Raw genomic sequence first — 14,490 nt, 5'->3', positions numbered from 1 at the left:
AACTCGGTTTTAAATCTGAATATCGTTAAAACCAAGCACGTCTTTCATATCATATTTACGCGCTTCACGGCCTACGACCCAAGCCGCAGCACGTACCGCACCAGAAGCAAAGTTCATGCGATTGGTGGCTTTATGGGTAATTTCCACACGTTCCCCATCAGCAATAAACATTGCAGTATGTTCACCGACAATATCGCCACCGCGAATGGTCTGGAAGCCAATACTCTTACGCTCACGCGGACCGGTATGACCTTCACGGCAATATACCGCATCTTCTTTCAGGTCACGACCCAAAGTTTCCGCAATCGCCTCACCCCACATCAAAGCTGTACCCGATGGCGCATCTACTTTGTGACGGTGATGTGCTTCAATCACTTCAATATCAACCGTGTCACCAAACACTTTAGATGCCAGTTCAAGCAGTTTGATCGAAACGTTCACACCCACTGAATAATTCGCTGCATAAACTACAGGAGTTTCTGTCGCAGATTCCTCCAAATAGGCTTTTTGCTCGTCATTCATACCTGTGGTACCAATCACGATGGCAACACCGGCTTCACGGCAGATTTTCAGATGATTGACGGTCGCTGCTGGTGCAGTGAAATCAATCACGACATCACAGTCTTTGACTACATCGGTCAGGCTACCCACGACCTTAACACCTGTTGCACCAATTCCGGCAAGTTCGCCAGCATCTGCACCTAATAGTGTACTTTCAGGGCGTTCTACTGCAGCCGCCAATTGATAACCTGCTTCATGCACCGCCTGAATAAGGATACGCCCCATACGACCGCCTGCACCCAAGATCCCAATGCGTGGTGTAGCTGACATAACATAGTCCTGATGTTGATCCAAAATTGCTCTTACTATAGCAAAACTGCGGAATAACACTAAGATGCATTGCATAAAAATCAATAAAAAGATATGAAAGGTGTTATGAGCGATTTTTATATATCTAGAATTTTCTGATTAGATTGCCTTTATAAAGTTGTGGAACATTGTTTAAATATTAAGCATGAAACGTGAGAAATCCATAAAAAAGCCCAATCGATGGTGATTGGGCTTTTTTATGTGAGATAAGGCTATGATTTAAAATATAAAATCAATAGCATTTCGTATAAGGTGTATTATGTTAATTTTAGAGAAACTAATTAAAAGCTTCTAGGTACTTTATTAGTTCAGTTTTCCCTTGTTTCTGTGCTCTTTCAAATGCTGTTTCCTTGTATTTATTTTTATGTTTCATATCTATTCCATATTCAGCTAAGAACTGCAATCCGTATAAATTATTATAATCTACAAAAACATGCGGCATTTGGAAAACTGGATCTTTACCTAGTGGATCACAACCTAAATCTATCAGTAATTTATAAATTTCAGCATTCTGATTGAGCCCAGCAATAGCTAAGCCCTTTTGTGTCACTGTCTTAATAAAATACTCTTTAAAATGATCAAAAAAATAAAAAACCATTTCATCTGAATATCTAAATGCCAATTCAAGTGGCGTGTAGGCAAATGACTTTTTCTTTGGATCTGCACCGAGCTCTAAGAGTTTTTTAGCTAAATCAGCATTATTTTCCTGAATGCTCAAACCTAAAGGTGTTCCTATTCCTTTGAGATCTCTATTTAATTCACCTTTACTTATTTTTTTTGAAAGCAACAAATCTATCTGATCTACTAAGTTAAGATGGCAAGCATATACAAGCGTTTCCTTTATTTTTTCTTGTGAAAGGCTTTCTTCTAATTGAGCTTTTCGTTCAGTATCAAACGGAATTACTCCATAAGTTTGATATAGGACTAATTCCATTGCATCATCCCAAAATAATTCAGGATTGTAGTTAGTGTGGTGGATTATTTTTTTATCAATAGAATAATAACTGTAGATGCCATTATCTAATTCATCATTATCCATAAGATCATGTATTTCTTGAAATATATCTTCAGCATTTCCTAGATTTCTGAATCCTATTCCATCTGTTTCATAAATAGTTGCATACCTTAAATGAGTGGTTTTATTCATCACAAAGAAAAAATCTTGAGTGAGCTTTAAGCTGTCTAATTTTCTTAAAATTGTCTCGATTGTTGGATTCATAAGTTGAGTCAAATATCATAAATTTTCATTTAGTATAAAAGAAAATTTCTCGAATATTGATACCATTTAACATAATGGTTGTTATACGAGATTTCGTTACTCTTAGCAGGTAAAAAATCAAATGCTTTATCAAAATTTAAATATTATGTATGACTTCGGATCAATCGACGTAAAGGTCATAGAAAATTTTGAGCAAGATAATAAAATTAATTTCCCTTTAAGTTATAAAAATCTGCTTACTTCTCACAATGGGGTGCAATTTATTGAGAATAGCTTTGAATATCCTGATTCTAACAATGAAGTTGGAGAATCTAGCATAGCCTTTTGTTGTTTTGGAAAGGATATAGGAGGTGATCATATTGAAAACTGTCAAGATCAGGATATATATGGCCACGATAGGATAGTCATTTTTGGACTAAATGGTTGTGGTGACTATATCGGATTTGACTACAGATCTGACGTTAATAATCCGAAAGTAGTTCTTATGTACCATGATCAGTATATTAAAGATCAACATGGACAACCCAAATTAAAATTAGTAGAAGTATCTGATAGTTTTGATAATTTTTTGAGTTTACTAAGATAGTTGAAATTATTAGCCTGAGACTATATTTAACATAAAATCTCTTATGCGAAATCCCATTGTTAGAACCCATTTCAAGCACCTAATTCTATTTCTATCATAGTATAAATTTAAAGTGCAAAAAAGGACGCTTTCGCGTCCTTTTTCTCTATTTATGATCAGTCAAACAAACGATCAAAGAATGATTTTTTCTTTGGTGATGATTTGCTGTCTTCACCATCCATGGTTTCTTGCAGTTCTTTCAACAGTTCACGTTGACGTGCACTTAAATTCACTGGAGTTTCCACCACAATACGGCACAGCAAGTCACCTTGCATGCTGGTACGTACCGGTTTAACACCCTTACCGCGTAAACGGAACAGTTTACCTGTTTGCGTACCTTCCGGAATTTTCAGGCTAACACGGCCATCTAGCGTAGGAATCTGAACTTCCTTACCTAAGGCTGCATCAGCAATCGATACCGGCACATCCATATACAGGTCAGCGCCATCACGCTGGAAGATTTCATGCTCACGCACCACAACTTCTACGTACAAGTCACCTGACTGACCATCACGAATTGCTTCACCCTTACCGGTCAAGCGTACGCGGTCGCCATTGTCCACACCTGCAGGAATCGTGACTTCCAGAGTTTGCTGACGATCCGACACCCCCGAACCATGACATTTATTACATGGGTTCTTGATGATCTTGCCCTGACCGCGACAGGTACTACAGGTTTGCTGTACCGAGAAGAAACCTTGCTGCATGCGCACTTGACCGGCACCATGACAGGTACGGCAGGTTTCTACATCGTTTGGATTTTTTGAACCCTTACCATCACAGGCATCACACGGTGCCGGTGCAGTAAAGGTAATGGTTTTCTTGACGCCTTTGACCGCTTCTTCCAGGGTCAGTTCCATTACATAGCGTAAGTCGGAACCACGGCGTGCGCGTTGCTGGCCACGACCACCGCCGCCACCAAAAGCACCACCGAAAATATCACCGAACTGGCTGAAAATGTCTTCTGCGCTGAAACCACCGCCGAAGCCGCCACCACCGCCCATACCACCTTCAAAGGCCTGGTGACCCATACGGTCGTACATGCTGCGCTTTTCACCATCAGAGAGCACTTCATAGGCTTCTGCTGCTTCTTTGAATTTCTCTTCAGCTTCAGCATTGTCCGGGTTACGGTCTGGATGATATTTCATCGCCAACTTACGGTAGGCTTTTTTGATTTCATCATCACTAGCGGTTTTAGCGACGCCCAAAACCTCATAATAATCACGTTTAGCCATGTCTGGCGATGCTCCTCACGGAATTTTGTTTAATATTCAACTGAGGTCTGAAATTGGGGTCAAACCGAGTTTTACAAGGGGAAATATGAAAAAAATTATACGCTTTAGAACACAGCTTTGTTTTGAGAGAATTTATGGATGCCTTTAAACCAGGCATTGATCAGGAAAATAAAGGCAATAAAGCTGAAAATCACGCCGGTCACTACACAGGCTTTAACCCAGAGCTGGCTGTCCCAGGCAAAGAAAAACAGGGGAATAAACCACAGTGCAGCAAAGATCGCCAAAATGGTATAAATCACGATATTGCGCATGATCCACAGTGCCTGTGCCTGTAACCAGACTTCAGCATAATCAACTTGAGTGACTTTACGTGCGAACCAGTAAGCCAATAGTCCACTAAACAAGGTAAATAAGGCCAAAAACATGAAGACATAAGCCATTGCTACGGAACGTCGCATCTTGGTTAATGTATCTTGAGTCATGTTCGGTTCAACCTCGTTACCGTATTGGCAGCTCGGCCAATGCAGCAATTACTTATTTTTTTAAATTATAAAAATCTCAGGTGCTACTATATTGAAAATTTCCAAATTTCGCACCTGAAATTATGACAAATTTAAACAGAATTTAAACTTTTTTTCACTTTAAACCACTGTGCATATAGTGCAGGCAGGAAAAACAGGGTCAGAAGTGTCGCCACAATCAAACCACCCATAATCGCCACCGCCATTGGCCCGAAGAAAATACTGCGGGACAAGGGAATCATCGCCAGAACTGCAGCCAGTGCGGTCAATACGATCGGACGACAACGGCGTACCGTGGCATTGATGATGGCATCCCACTGCGACTCTCCGGCCTGAATATCCTGCTCAATCTGGTCAATCAGAATGAGCGAGTTGCGCATGATCATTCCGGATAATGCAATCGTCCCGAGCATCGCAACAAAACCGAAAGGTTTATTGAAAATTAACAGGAATAACACCACTCCGATAATGCCCAAAGGCGCGGTCAGGAACACAATAAAGGCCCGTGAGATGCTCTTGAGCTGAATCATCAGCAAGGTCATCACCACCGCCAAAAAGAGTGGCATTCCTGCATTAACCGAGTTCTGTCCACGAGCTGATTCTTCAACTGTACCGCCCACTTGCAGCAGATAGCCATTTGGTAGCTCTGACCGGATTTTTTCCAGTGGCTCTTTGAGTTGATTGACCACAGTAGCGGGCTGCAATGTGCTGCGAATGTCGGCACGCACGGTAATAGTCGGTAAACGATTCCGATGCCAGATCAAACCTTCTTCAAAGCTGTATTCAATTTTGGCAAGTTGCGCCAAAGGTACCGATGTACCGGTTGCGGTCGGAATAGCCAGACTGGCTAAAGATGCTACTTCCACCCGTTCAGCCTGCGCACCACGCAAACGGATCTCAATCAGTTCACGTTTTTCCCGATACTGATCAATGCCGGCCCCCAAAATCGAGCTGTTGAGTACATTGGCCAGTTCACTGCTGCTCACCCCCAACTGACGGGCACGATCCTGATCAATCTGCAATTTGATGACTTTGCTCGGCTCCCCCCAGTCCAGATGCACATTGGTGGTATTCGGATTTTCTCCCACGGTGGCTGCAACTTTCTGCGCCCATTCACGGACTAATCCTAGATCTTCACCCGACACCCGGAATTGTAGGGGATAGCCCACAGGCGGGCCATTTTCCAGCAAGGACACCCGGGTACGCACTTCTGGCAATAACTTTCGAATCTGGTCACTTAAGGATTTGCGGATTTCATTACGATCTTCCAGCGATGAAGCCAATACCACAAACTGGGCAAAACTGGTTTGCGGCAACTGCTGATCGAGCGGTAAATAGAAACGTGGAGAGCCCATCCCGACATAAGCCACATAGTTATCAATGCCCTCTTGTTTCGATAAAAAGGCTTCGACTTTTTTTACTGCAGCTTCAGTGGCTTTGAGGGAAGCACCTTCTTCAAGTTTGAGATCCACCAGAATTTCAGCCCGGTTCGAGGGCGGGAAAAACTGCTGCGGCACCAGCTTAAACATTAAAATAGACAGAATAAAAATTCCGACCGTGGCAGCAATAACAGTTTTACGATAGGTCACACAGGCATTGACCCAACGGCGAAAGCCCTGATAAAACCGGGTTTGATAAGGGTCATAATGTTCGCCGGCATGATGCACCATCGGCTGAGGTTCCGGCTGTTTACGCAGACGTGCCCAGAGACGCTGATACCACGGCGCTTTTTGAATTAAATCTTTGTTGAAATCCGGCAGAAGTTTATCGCCTAAATATGGCACAAACAGTACCGCGGCCAGCCAGGACACCAGCAATGCGATGGTCACTACCTGGAAAATCGAACGAGTATATTCCCCGGTACTCGAGGCTGCAGTGGCGATCGGTAGAAAACCGGCAGCGGTAATCAGGGTCCCGGTCAGCATCGGAAAAGCCGTGGTGCGCCAGGCATGCCCGGCAGCCTGTAAACGGCTATAACCCTGCTCCATTTTAATCGCCATCATTTCAATCGCAATAATGGCATCATCGACCAAAAGACCGAGGGCCAGAATCAGGGCCCCCAAGGAAATTTTATGCAGTCCGACATCAAACAGCTGCATACCGGCAAAGGTCATGGCCAGCACCAGCGGAATCGAGAAAGCCACCACCAGACCGGTCCGGAAACCGAGCGAGAAAAAACTGACCAGCAATACGATAATCACCGCTTCTGCCAGCACTTTCATAAATTCGTTAATACTGCGTTTGACTGCCACCGGCTGGTCGGAGACTTTTTGCAGCTCCATGCCGAGTGGCAGGGCTTTTTGCAGACGGGCGAATTCCTGTTCCAGATTCTTACCCAAAGCAATGATGTCCCCACCCTTACGCATCGATACAGCAATACCAATGCCGTTTTCGCCCATAAAGCGCATCCGGGGCTGGGCCGGATCACTAAAGCCACGATAGACTTCTGCGACATCTCCCAGCTGAATAGTTTTGCCATTGACCAGCAGCGGCATCTGTCTTAATTCTTCAACACTGTTTAATGCACCACTGACCCGCACCTGAATCCGGTCTGAACCGGTTTCAAAAAAACCGGACTGGGTGGTGGCATTTTGCTGCTGCAGGGCTTGCTGAATCGCCATGACTGGAACGCCCAGCTGAATGGCCTTGGTATTGGAAATCTCAATCCAGATTTTCTGGTCTTGCAGGCCAATCAGCTCAACTTTGGCCACATCTTTGACCCGTTGCAGTTGCAGCTGCAAACGGTCAGCGTATTCTTTTAAAGTGGCATAATCAAAGTCTTTACCCTTGAGCACATAAATATTGCCAAAGGTATCGCCGAATTCATCATTAAAGAACGGACCTTGCACCCCTTGTGGCAATTCATGCCGGATATCGCCCACCTTCTTGCGCACGTTATACCAGACATCAGCCACATCTTTCGAAGCCAGGGAATCCTTGGCAACAAAAGTCACCATGGATTCACCCGGGCGCGAATAGGCCATGATGCGGTCATACTGTCCCGTGGTCATCAGTTCCTTTTCAATCCGGTCAGTGACCTGTAGGGATACTTCTTTGGCACTGGCACCCGGCCAATAGGTCTGGATCACCATGACTTTAAAGGTAAAAGGCGGGTCTTCACTTTGTGACAGTTTGGAATAAGAGACGATACCGATCAGACCCAGCAAGATCATAAAATACAGCACCAGACCTTTATTTTTTAAGGCCCATTCCGACAGGTTAAAGTTCATGCTTAACTCCCTGCCTGAATGGTCACACGACGGTTTTCACGATCAATCGGATTGATTTTTTGCTGGTTACGCAGCAGATGTACGCCGCCAATCACCACATAGTCTTCCGGCTTGAGGCCACTGAGTACAGGAACACTGTCCCGGCCATAGGCACCGAGCTGGACCGGGACTTTACGTAAGGTATGATCCGGCTGGACCACCATGACATAAGCCTGCTGATCCGTTGCCGAGACACTGGATAGCGGCACACTAAGCATATTGTCGCGGCTATGCTGAAAAAATACCCGGGCACTTTGTCCTAACTGGATCTGGCCATTGCCTTCACGTAAGGAAACTTTAACCCGGAAGGTACGCGACTGGTCCGCTGCCGGTGAAATCTCGCGAACAAAAGCGGCAAATTTTTCTTCAGGTTTGGACCATAATGTCACTGTAGCTGCCTGTCCAACCTTGATCTCCGAAATAGCCTGTTCCGGTACGCCAATCACTACTTCACGCTCACCGGCAATCGCCAGTTCATACGCAGCCTGCCCGGCAGCGACCACCTGACCTGTTTCAATATTGCGTGCAGTGATTACGCCGTTTCTGGTGGCAATCAGCTGATTATAAGCAGTCTGGTTTTTAGCGGTATCATAATTGGATTGTGCCTGCTTCAGATTTGACAGGGCGGTCTTGTACTGGTTTTCGATCGCGTCATATTGTGAGCGGCTCACGGCATTGGATGGCAATAACTGCTTGAAACGTTGTAATTCATCCTGAGCAATCTTAGTGGCAGACTGCGCGCTTTCCAGCTGGGCACGTGCTGCATTCAGCTGCAGCTGGGCATCTTTGACATCCAGAGTTGCCAGGACTTGCCCGACTTTGACCTGGTCACCCACATCGGCGAAGCGCTGGGTCACCTGTCCAGCGACCCGAAAGGCCAGCGCCGTTTGCTGGCGCGCCTGCACATCACCGGCATAACTTTTTAATTCATGCTGTGAAGTGGTGGGTGTGGCCACCATGACAAAGGGAACTTCCTGTTGTGCTGCAGCAGTATCTTTGCTGCACCCGGTTAAGGTCACGCTGCAAAGCACCACCATGCCAGCCAATACGCTGTAAATCCTGCTCATCTTATTCGCTCTTATCTGATCATCTTTTTTAGGGCAAACTATGCTGAAATATTGAATTGCTTGTTTTTTAATTAATATACCACCCGGTACACTAATTACAACTGAATCATCAAAGCAATGACCGTGTTGACTTTTTTTGGAAGAAATTGTGCAAATACCTGTAGGACGACCCAAGGATCTGGAAAAGCGTCAGCGCATACTCAGCGTGGCCAAAGCGCTGTTTTTAGCGCATGGCTATCATGCCTCCAGCATGAACCAGATTGCACGTGAGGCAGGTGTAACCAAGCTGACGGTGTATAACCATTTTCAGGATAAGGCGACCCTGTTTAGCTGTGCGATTGAGGATACCTGTGAAGCCATTCTGCATGAACATCCTCAACTCTTGCAGCCGAGCAGTGACTTTGCGCAGGAGTTTTATCAGGCCTGTCAGCGCGCTTTAAATATTATTCATTTACCAGAAGCGATCAAGCTGGACCTGCTACTGATGGAACTGGCCTCGCAGCAAAGTCCTCTGGCAGAACAGTTTTATCAGGCCTCGCATAACAAACTGGATGCAGTCTGGAATGATTTCTTTGCTCTGGCCCAACAGTACAGCTTTATTCGGGTCGATCTTCCAGAAAAACAGACCGAGCTGATCGTGTCCCTGCTGACCGGAACCCGTCATCAGAAAATCCTGTTGGGTCTCAGCCCTCCCCCTTCAAGCGCAGAACAGCAACAGATTATTAGCGAGGCCATTGAACTGTTTATGCTGAAATATGCCCTGCCTGACTAAAGCCTTCTCTCAGGATCGAGCACCGATAACCATATGTGGCCTAAAAGTTGCTAAAAAAGTAGCCAATGCTCTGCAACTTTTGTCTCTAGGGGACTTGGATTGTCATGCAGTCGCGGTATAGTCAAAGCATGCATGTGAGGGAATAAAAAATGATTCAACAGATTGATGCACCACTACGCGAAGACGTACGCTTACTGGGTAATTTGCTTGGGGAAACCTTAAAATTACATGCCGGGCAGGATTTGTTTAATCAGATCGAGCAGATCCGTGCCCTGTCCAAAGGCGCTCGCGATGGACAGGTCGAAGCAGAAAAACAACTGGAACAACTGTTTTTGAGTCTGGAAGATGCAGAAATCCTGCCACTGACCCGTGCTTTTACCCACTTTTTAAACTTTGCCAATATTGCCGAACAATATCATGTGGTACGTCGTCGCCGTCAGAGCGAGTTTGATGACACTGCAGAATCGCCCAATCCTCTGGTGCCTTTATTTGAAAAATTTAAACAGCAGGAAATTTCTGCAGATACGCTGTATCAGCAAATCTGTGAACTGAAAATTGAACTGGTCCTGACTGCGCATCCCACAGAAGTCAGCCGCCGTACCCTGATTCAAAAATATGATGGCATCAATAATGCCCTGTCCAAATTCGACCAGCAGAAACTGACGCCACGTGAACGTCAGGCCGTTCTGGCCGATCTGAAACAGCTGATTAGCTCCGCTTGGCAAACCGATGAAATCCGTCAGCATCGCCCGACTCCGATCGATGAAGCCAAATGGGGTTTTACCACCATTGAACAGACCCTGTGGAATGCGGTCCCGAAATTTATCCGCGAACTAAATGGCATGGTTCAGGCGCAATGCGGCCAGAACCTGCCCTTAGATGTCGCACCAGTACGTTTTGCCTCATGGATGGGTGGTGACCGCGATGGCAACCCCAATGTCACCCACACCGTCACTCAGGAAGTACTGTGGCTGTCGCGCTGGAAAGCAGCCGATCTCTATGTACGCGATATTGAAAACCTGCGCTGGGAACTGTCCATTCAGCAATGCAGTCCGGAAATTTCTGAAGCTTTGGGCCAGCCCCATCCTGAACCCTATCGTGAATATTTACGTGACACCCGTACCCGCCTGAAAGCGACGCGGCACTGGCTGGCAGAAAAATTAAAAGGCAATGATGCCGATGACAGTCTGGTGATTAAAAGTAAAGACGAACTTTTACAACCGCTCCTGACATGCTACCGCTCGCTAATGGACTGCAATCTGGCCGAAATTGCCAATGGCAGCCTGCTGGACTTTATTTACCGGGTCAACAGTTTTGGGATCGAACTACTAAAACTGGATATCCGTCAGGAATCCGGCCGTCACCGTCAGGCGATTTCTGCGATTACCGAATATTTAGGACTGGGGAATTTTGAAACCTGGACTGAACAGGCACGGCAAAACTTTTTACTGCAAGAGCTGCAAAGCAAACGTCCGTTGCTGCCAAAACATCTGAATGAGCCAGCAGGCAGCCTGATTGAACATCCGGATGTACAGGAAGTGTTTGCCACCATGCGTACGCTAGCCGAGCAACCGAGCGAATCTCTGGGTGCTTATATCATCTCGATGGCGGAATATCCAAGTGATGTGCTGGCGGTTTTATTGCTACAGAAAGAAGCCGGCATCAAGCAGGCGCTACGGGTTGTCCCTCTCTTTGAAACCCTGAAAGATCTAGATTGTGCAGCCGCAACCATGTCGACCCTGTTCAATATGCACTGGTACAAACAGCATATTCAGGGCAAGCATGAAGTGATGATTGGTTATTCGGATTCTGCCAAGGATGCCGGTTTTATGTCGGCCAACTGGGCACAGTATCGTGCCCAAGAAGAATTGACGGCGATCGCCCAGCAACATGGCGTGCAATTGACCCTGTTCCATGGTCGTGGCGGTTCAATTAGCCGTGGCGGTGCGCCAACCCAGCAGGCACTCTTCTCTCAACCGCCAGGGTCGATTTCAGGTGCGATCCGGGTGACTGAACAGGGCGAAATGATCCGTTTCAAATTCGGTCTGGAAGAAATCGCCCTGCAGAATCTGGAAATTTATACCGCTGCAACACTGGAAGCGACCTTACTCCCGCCACCTGAACCCAAACAGGAATGGCGCGACTTGATGCATCAAATGACCGAGCTATCGGTGCAGGTCTATCGCCAGACCGTCCGGGAAAATCCGCATTTTGTGAAATACCTGCGTACCGTCACGCCAGAACTTGAACTGCAAATGCTGCCACTGGGTTCACGGCCGGCGAAACGTAAAGTCAGTGGTGGGATTGAATCACTGCGAGCGATTCCCTGGGTCTTTGCCTGGACCCAGATTCGCCTGATGTTACCGGCCTGGCTCGGTACCGGTGCTGCATTAAATGCGGTACTGGATCAGGGACAACGCACGGTACTGGATGAGATGCTGGCAGAGTGGCCGTATTTTCAGACCCTGATTGATATGCTGGAAATGGTACTGTCCAAAGCCGATGCCAATGTGGCGCTATATTATGAATCGCATTTGACTCAGGATGAAGATCTTAAAGTTCTGGGAACAGAACTGCGTCAGCGTTTGCAGGATGCTGTACAAACCCTGTTGAGCTTAAAAGGCGAATCGAAACTCCTGAGCAGTAACGGTGTACTGGATCAGTCGATGAAAGTACGTAAACCCTATTTGTTACCACTGCACTTACTGCAAGCTGAACTGATGAAACGTCGCCGTTTATATCTGGAACAGCAGCAGGCTGAAAATACCCCGGTCGATCATGCCTTAATGGTCAGCATTGCCGGCATTGCAGCCGGTTTACGTAATACCGGCTGATTTTTCGCCCTCGCATTCAAAGCACATCTTGGTGATGTGCTTTTTTTGTACATGAATTGGCCAAAACCACTCACTGCATCGTATTTTTTATAACTAAAATAACAAATCTTTATGAGTGAATTTTAAGCATAGCTATATGATTAATTCACTGATTTAACGCTACTTTTATATTAAAAATATTTACCAATTGATAAAAAATAAATAAAAGTCAATGAATTAACTTGAACAAAAAGTTGAAAGGAGTGATTAAAACTTCCAAAAAACCGGAGTATGATGTGCACAATTTATCTTTTGAGTGCTCATTTTATGTCCAGTTGGTTTCCCAAATGGCGCCCGTATGAGGGCAGTATCGATGCACGACCAGTAGGTACCGCAGAGTATTTGCCACCCGCACAAACGGTAGTTTTGGGTGTACAGCATGCCTTTGCCATGTTTGGCGCAACCGTACTGGCACCTTTTTTAATGGGCTTTGATCCAAACCTGGCAATTTTAATGTCAGGGATCTGTACCATCCTGTTCTTTTTAATCACCGGTGGCCGGGTTCCAAGTTATCTAGGTTCAAGCTTTGCCTTTATTGGTGTGGTCATCGCAGCAACTGGTTATGCGGGTGGTGGCGGACTGAATCCGAATATTGGCGTTGCAGCAGGCGGGATTATCGCATGTGGCATCTTCTATGCGCTGATGGGCTTTCTGGTCATGGCGACGGGCACCCGCTGGATCGAAAAGCTGATGCCACCGGTAGTGACCGGTGCCGTGGTGATGATCATTGGCCTGAACCTTGCTCCAGTCACGGTTAAAAGCGTCATGGGCAACACCTTTAATATGTGGATGTCTCTCGTTACCGTGATGTGCATGGGCTCGATTGCCGTCTTTACCAAAGGCCTGCTGCAACGCCTGCTATTATTGGTCGGTCTGTTACTGGCCTATCTGATCTATTTCATGCTCAGCAATGTCATGGGTTATGGCACTGCAATCAACTTCCTTCCCATTCAGCAAGCAGCCTGGTTCGGTTTACCGACCTTCCATGCACCGACCTTTGAATTGAATGCCATGCTGATCATTGCGCCGATTGCCTTGATTCTGGTGGCTGAAAATCTGGGCCATATTAAAGCCGTAGGTGCGATGACCGGTGAAAACCTGGATCCGCATATTGGTAAAGCCTTTGTTGCAGATGGTATTGCCACGACTTTAGCGGGTGGTGTGGGTGCGCCGGGTATGACCACCTATGGTGAAAACATTGGCGTGATGGCCGTAACACGGGTCTACTCGACTATCATCTTTGCCGTCGCGGGTGTCTTTGCTGTGTTCCTGGGTTTATCGCCTAAGTTTGGTGCGATTATTCATACGATTCCGACAGCGATTCTGACCGGTGCTTCGATTATAGTCTTTGGTTTGATTACTATTGCTGGTGCCAAAATCTGGATTGAGAACAAGGTCGATTTTTCGCAGAACAAGAACCTGATGGTGGCTGCGGTGACCATTATTTTAGGTACGGGTGATTTTGCCCTGACTTTTGGTAGCTTCAATCTGGGTGGTATTGGTACGGCAACGTTTGCAGCCCTGTTCTTAAACTGGTTCTTCAGTCTGGTCGATAAAAAATAAAATTCAGCGATGCCTGGGCACAGCCTGTTGCAAGCAAAAAGACCGAACATATATGTTCGGTCTTTTTTGTAGCCTAAAACAGTCTGTCTAGAATGAACTGTTTTAAGTGACTGGCAATTGATTCGCGTTGGCTTATTTCTGTTTTTTAAGCGCTTGCTTCAGTTGCTTCAATTTGCCTTTATGTTTTGAAATCTTTTTCAAACGTGCTTTGATTTCTTGCTTTAAAGATTTAACTTGCTTAGCCATGGTATTACTCCCTAGTAAGGCTATTCGTTAGGCTTGTGTTGTTTCACAAAACCACGAATAAATTTTCTTAATTCACGAGCAGCACTAGTATCCAGTTCTTCGCAGAGACGAATAAATTCATCACGCTCCGTACTCTGAATACGAATTAAAAGTTGTCCATCTTTCTTGCCTGTCTTTATTTTTTTGATTTGCTCGCTCATTGCTTATCTCTCCAAAATAAAGACTGCTTT

General features: G+C 45.8%; 11 protein-coding genes. 4 read left to right on the top strand and 7 right to left on the bottom strand.

Annotation, left to right across the window (positions count from 1 at the left end; translation table 11 throughout):
- Nucleotides 1-9: 9 nt before the first annotated feature.
- Nucleotides 10-831, bottom strand: coding sequence for a 4-hydroxy-tetrahydrodipicolinate reductase (dapB, locus tag FTV42_RS07280; RefSeq protein ID WP_180038283.1), 822 nt, complete (start codon nucleotides 829-831; stop codon nucleotides 10-12).
- Nucleotides 832-1,147: 316 nt separating this feature from the next.
- The gene (locus FTV42_RS07275; RefSeq protein ID WP_180038281.1) at nucleotides 1,148-2,089 is read right to left on the bottom strand and encodes an ankyrin repeat domain-containing protein; all 942 of its coding nucleotides are present in this window, start codon (nucleotides 2,087-2,089) and stop codon (nucleotides 1,148-1,150) included.
- A 121-nt stretch (nucleotides 2,090-2,210) separates the two neighbouring features.
- Here FTV42_RS07275 and FTV42_RS07270 point away from each other — a divergent pair, with 121 nt between their 5' ends.
- Entirely contained in the window at nucleotides 2,211-2,675 is a 465-nt protein-coding gene (locus FTV42_RS07270; protein ID WP_180038279.1) for an SMI1/KNR4 family protein, read from the top strand.
- Nucleotides 2,676-2,830: 155 nt separating this feature from the next.
- On the opposite strand, the gene dnaJ is transcribed toward FTV42_RS07270, so the two are convergent.
- From dnaJ to FTV42_RS07250, 4 genes are all read right to left on the bottom strand, one after another.
- Nucleotides 2,831-3,949, bottom strand: a complete 1,119-nt coding sequence (gene dnaJ, locus FTV42_RS07265) for a molecular chaperone DnaJ (protein WP_005104999.1) — start codon at nucleotides 3,947-3,949, stop codon at nucleotides 2,831-2,833.
- 104 nt (nucleotides 3,950-4,053) lie between these two features.
- Nucleotides 4,054-4,431, bottom strand: a complete 378-nt coding sequence (locus FTV42_RS07260) for a hypothetical protein (RefSeq protein WP_005245471.1) — start codon at nucleotides 4,429-4,431, stop codon at nucleotides 4,054-4,056.
- A gap of 131 nt (nucleotides 4,432-4,562) precedes the next feature.
- Nucleotides 4,563-7,700, bottom strand: coding sequence for an efflux RND transporter permease subunit (locus FTV42_RS07255; RefSeq protein WP_180038277.1), 3,138 nt, complete (start codon nucleotides 7,698-7,700; stop codon nucleotides 4,563-4,565).
- 2 nt (nucleotides 7,701-7,702) lie between these two features.
- Entirely contained in the window at nucleotides 7,703-8,806 is a 1,104-nt protein-coding gene (locus FTV42_RS07250; protein ID WP_180038274.1) for an efflux RND transporter periplasmic adaptor subunit, read from the bottom strand.
- A 148-nt stretch (nucleotides 8,807-8,954) separates the two neighbouring features.
- Between FTV42_RS07250 and FTV42_RS07245 the strand changes: the two genes are divergently transcribed.
- The 3 genes from FTV42_RS07245 (at nucleotide 8,955) to FTV42_RS07235 (ending at nucleotide 14,014) form a co-directional block, all read left to right on the top strand.
- Nucleotides 8,955-9,578, top strand: coding sequence for a TetR/AcrR family transcriptional regulator (locus FTV42_RS07245; protein ID WP_180038272.1), 624 nt, complete (start codon nucleotides 8,955-8,957; stop codon nucleotides 9,576-9,578).
- Nucleotides 9,579-9,727: 149 nt separating this feature from the next.
- Entirely contained in the window at nucleotides 9,728-12,412 is a 2,685-nt protein-coding gene (ppc, locus tag FTV42_RS07240) for a phosphoenolpyruvate carboxylase (RefSeq protein WP_180038270.1), read from the top strand.
- Nucleotides 12,413-12,718: 306 nt separating this feature from the next.
- Nucleotides 12,719-14,014 carry a solute carrier family 23 protein gene (locus FTV42_RS07235; RefSeq protein WP_004728924.1) on the top strand — a complete coding sequence of 432 codons (1,296 nt, stop codon included), beginning with the start codon at nucleotides 12,719-12,721 and terminating at the stop codon, nucleotides 14,012-14,014.
- A 266-nt stretch (nucleotides 14,015-14,280) separates the two neighbouring features.
- Here the strand turns inward: FTV42_RS07235 and FTV42_RS07230 are convergent, their stop codons facing one another.
- Nucleotides 14,281-14,460 carry a hypothetical protein gene (locus tag FTV42_RS07230; RefSeq protein ID WP_004280844.1) on the bottom strand — a complete coding sequence of 60 codons (180 nt, stop codon included), beginning with the start codon at nucleotides 14,458-14,460 and terminating at the stop codon, nucleotides 14,281-14,283.
- Nucleotides 14,461-14,490: the final 30 nt, after the last annotated feature.

This window comes from Acinetobacter sp. YH16052, from assembly GCF_013417155.1.
GTDB lineage: Bacteria > Pseudomonadota > Gammaproteobacteria > Pseudomonadales > Moraxellaceae > Acinetobacter.
This window is presented reverse-complemented; position numbering and strand designations above follow the sequence as displayed.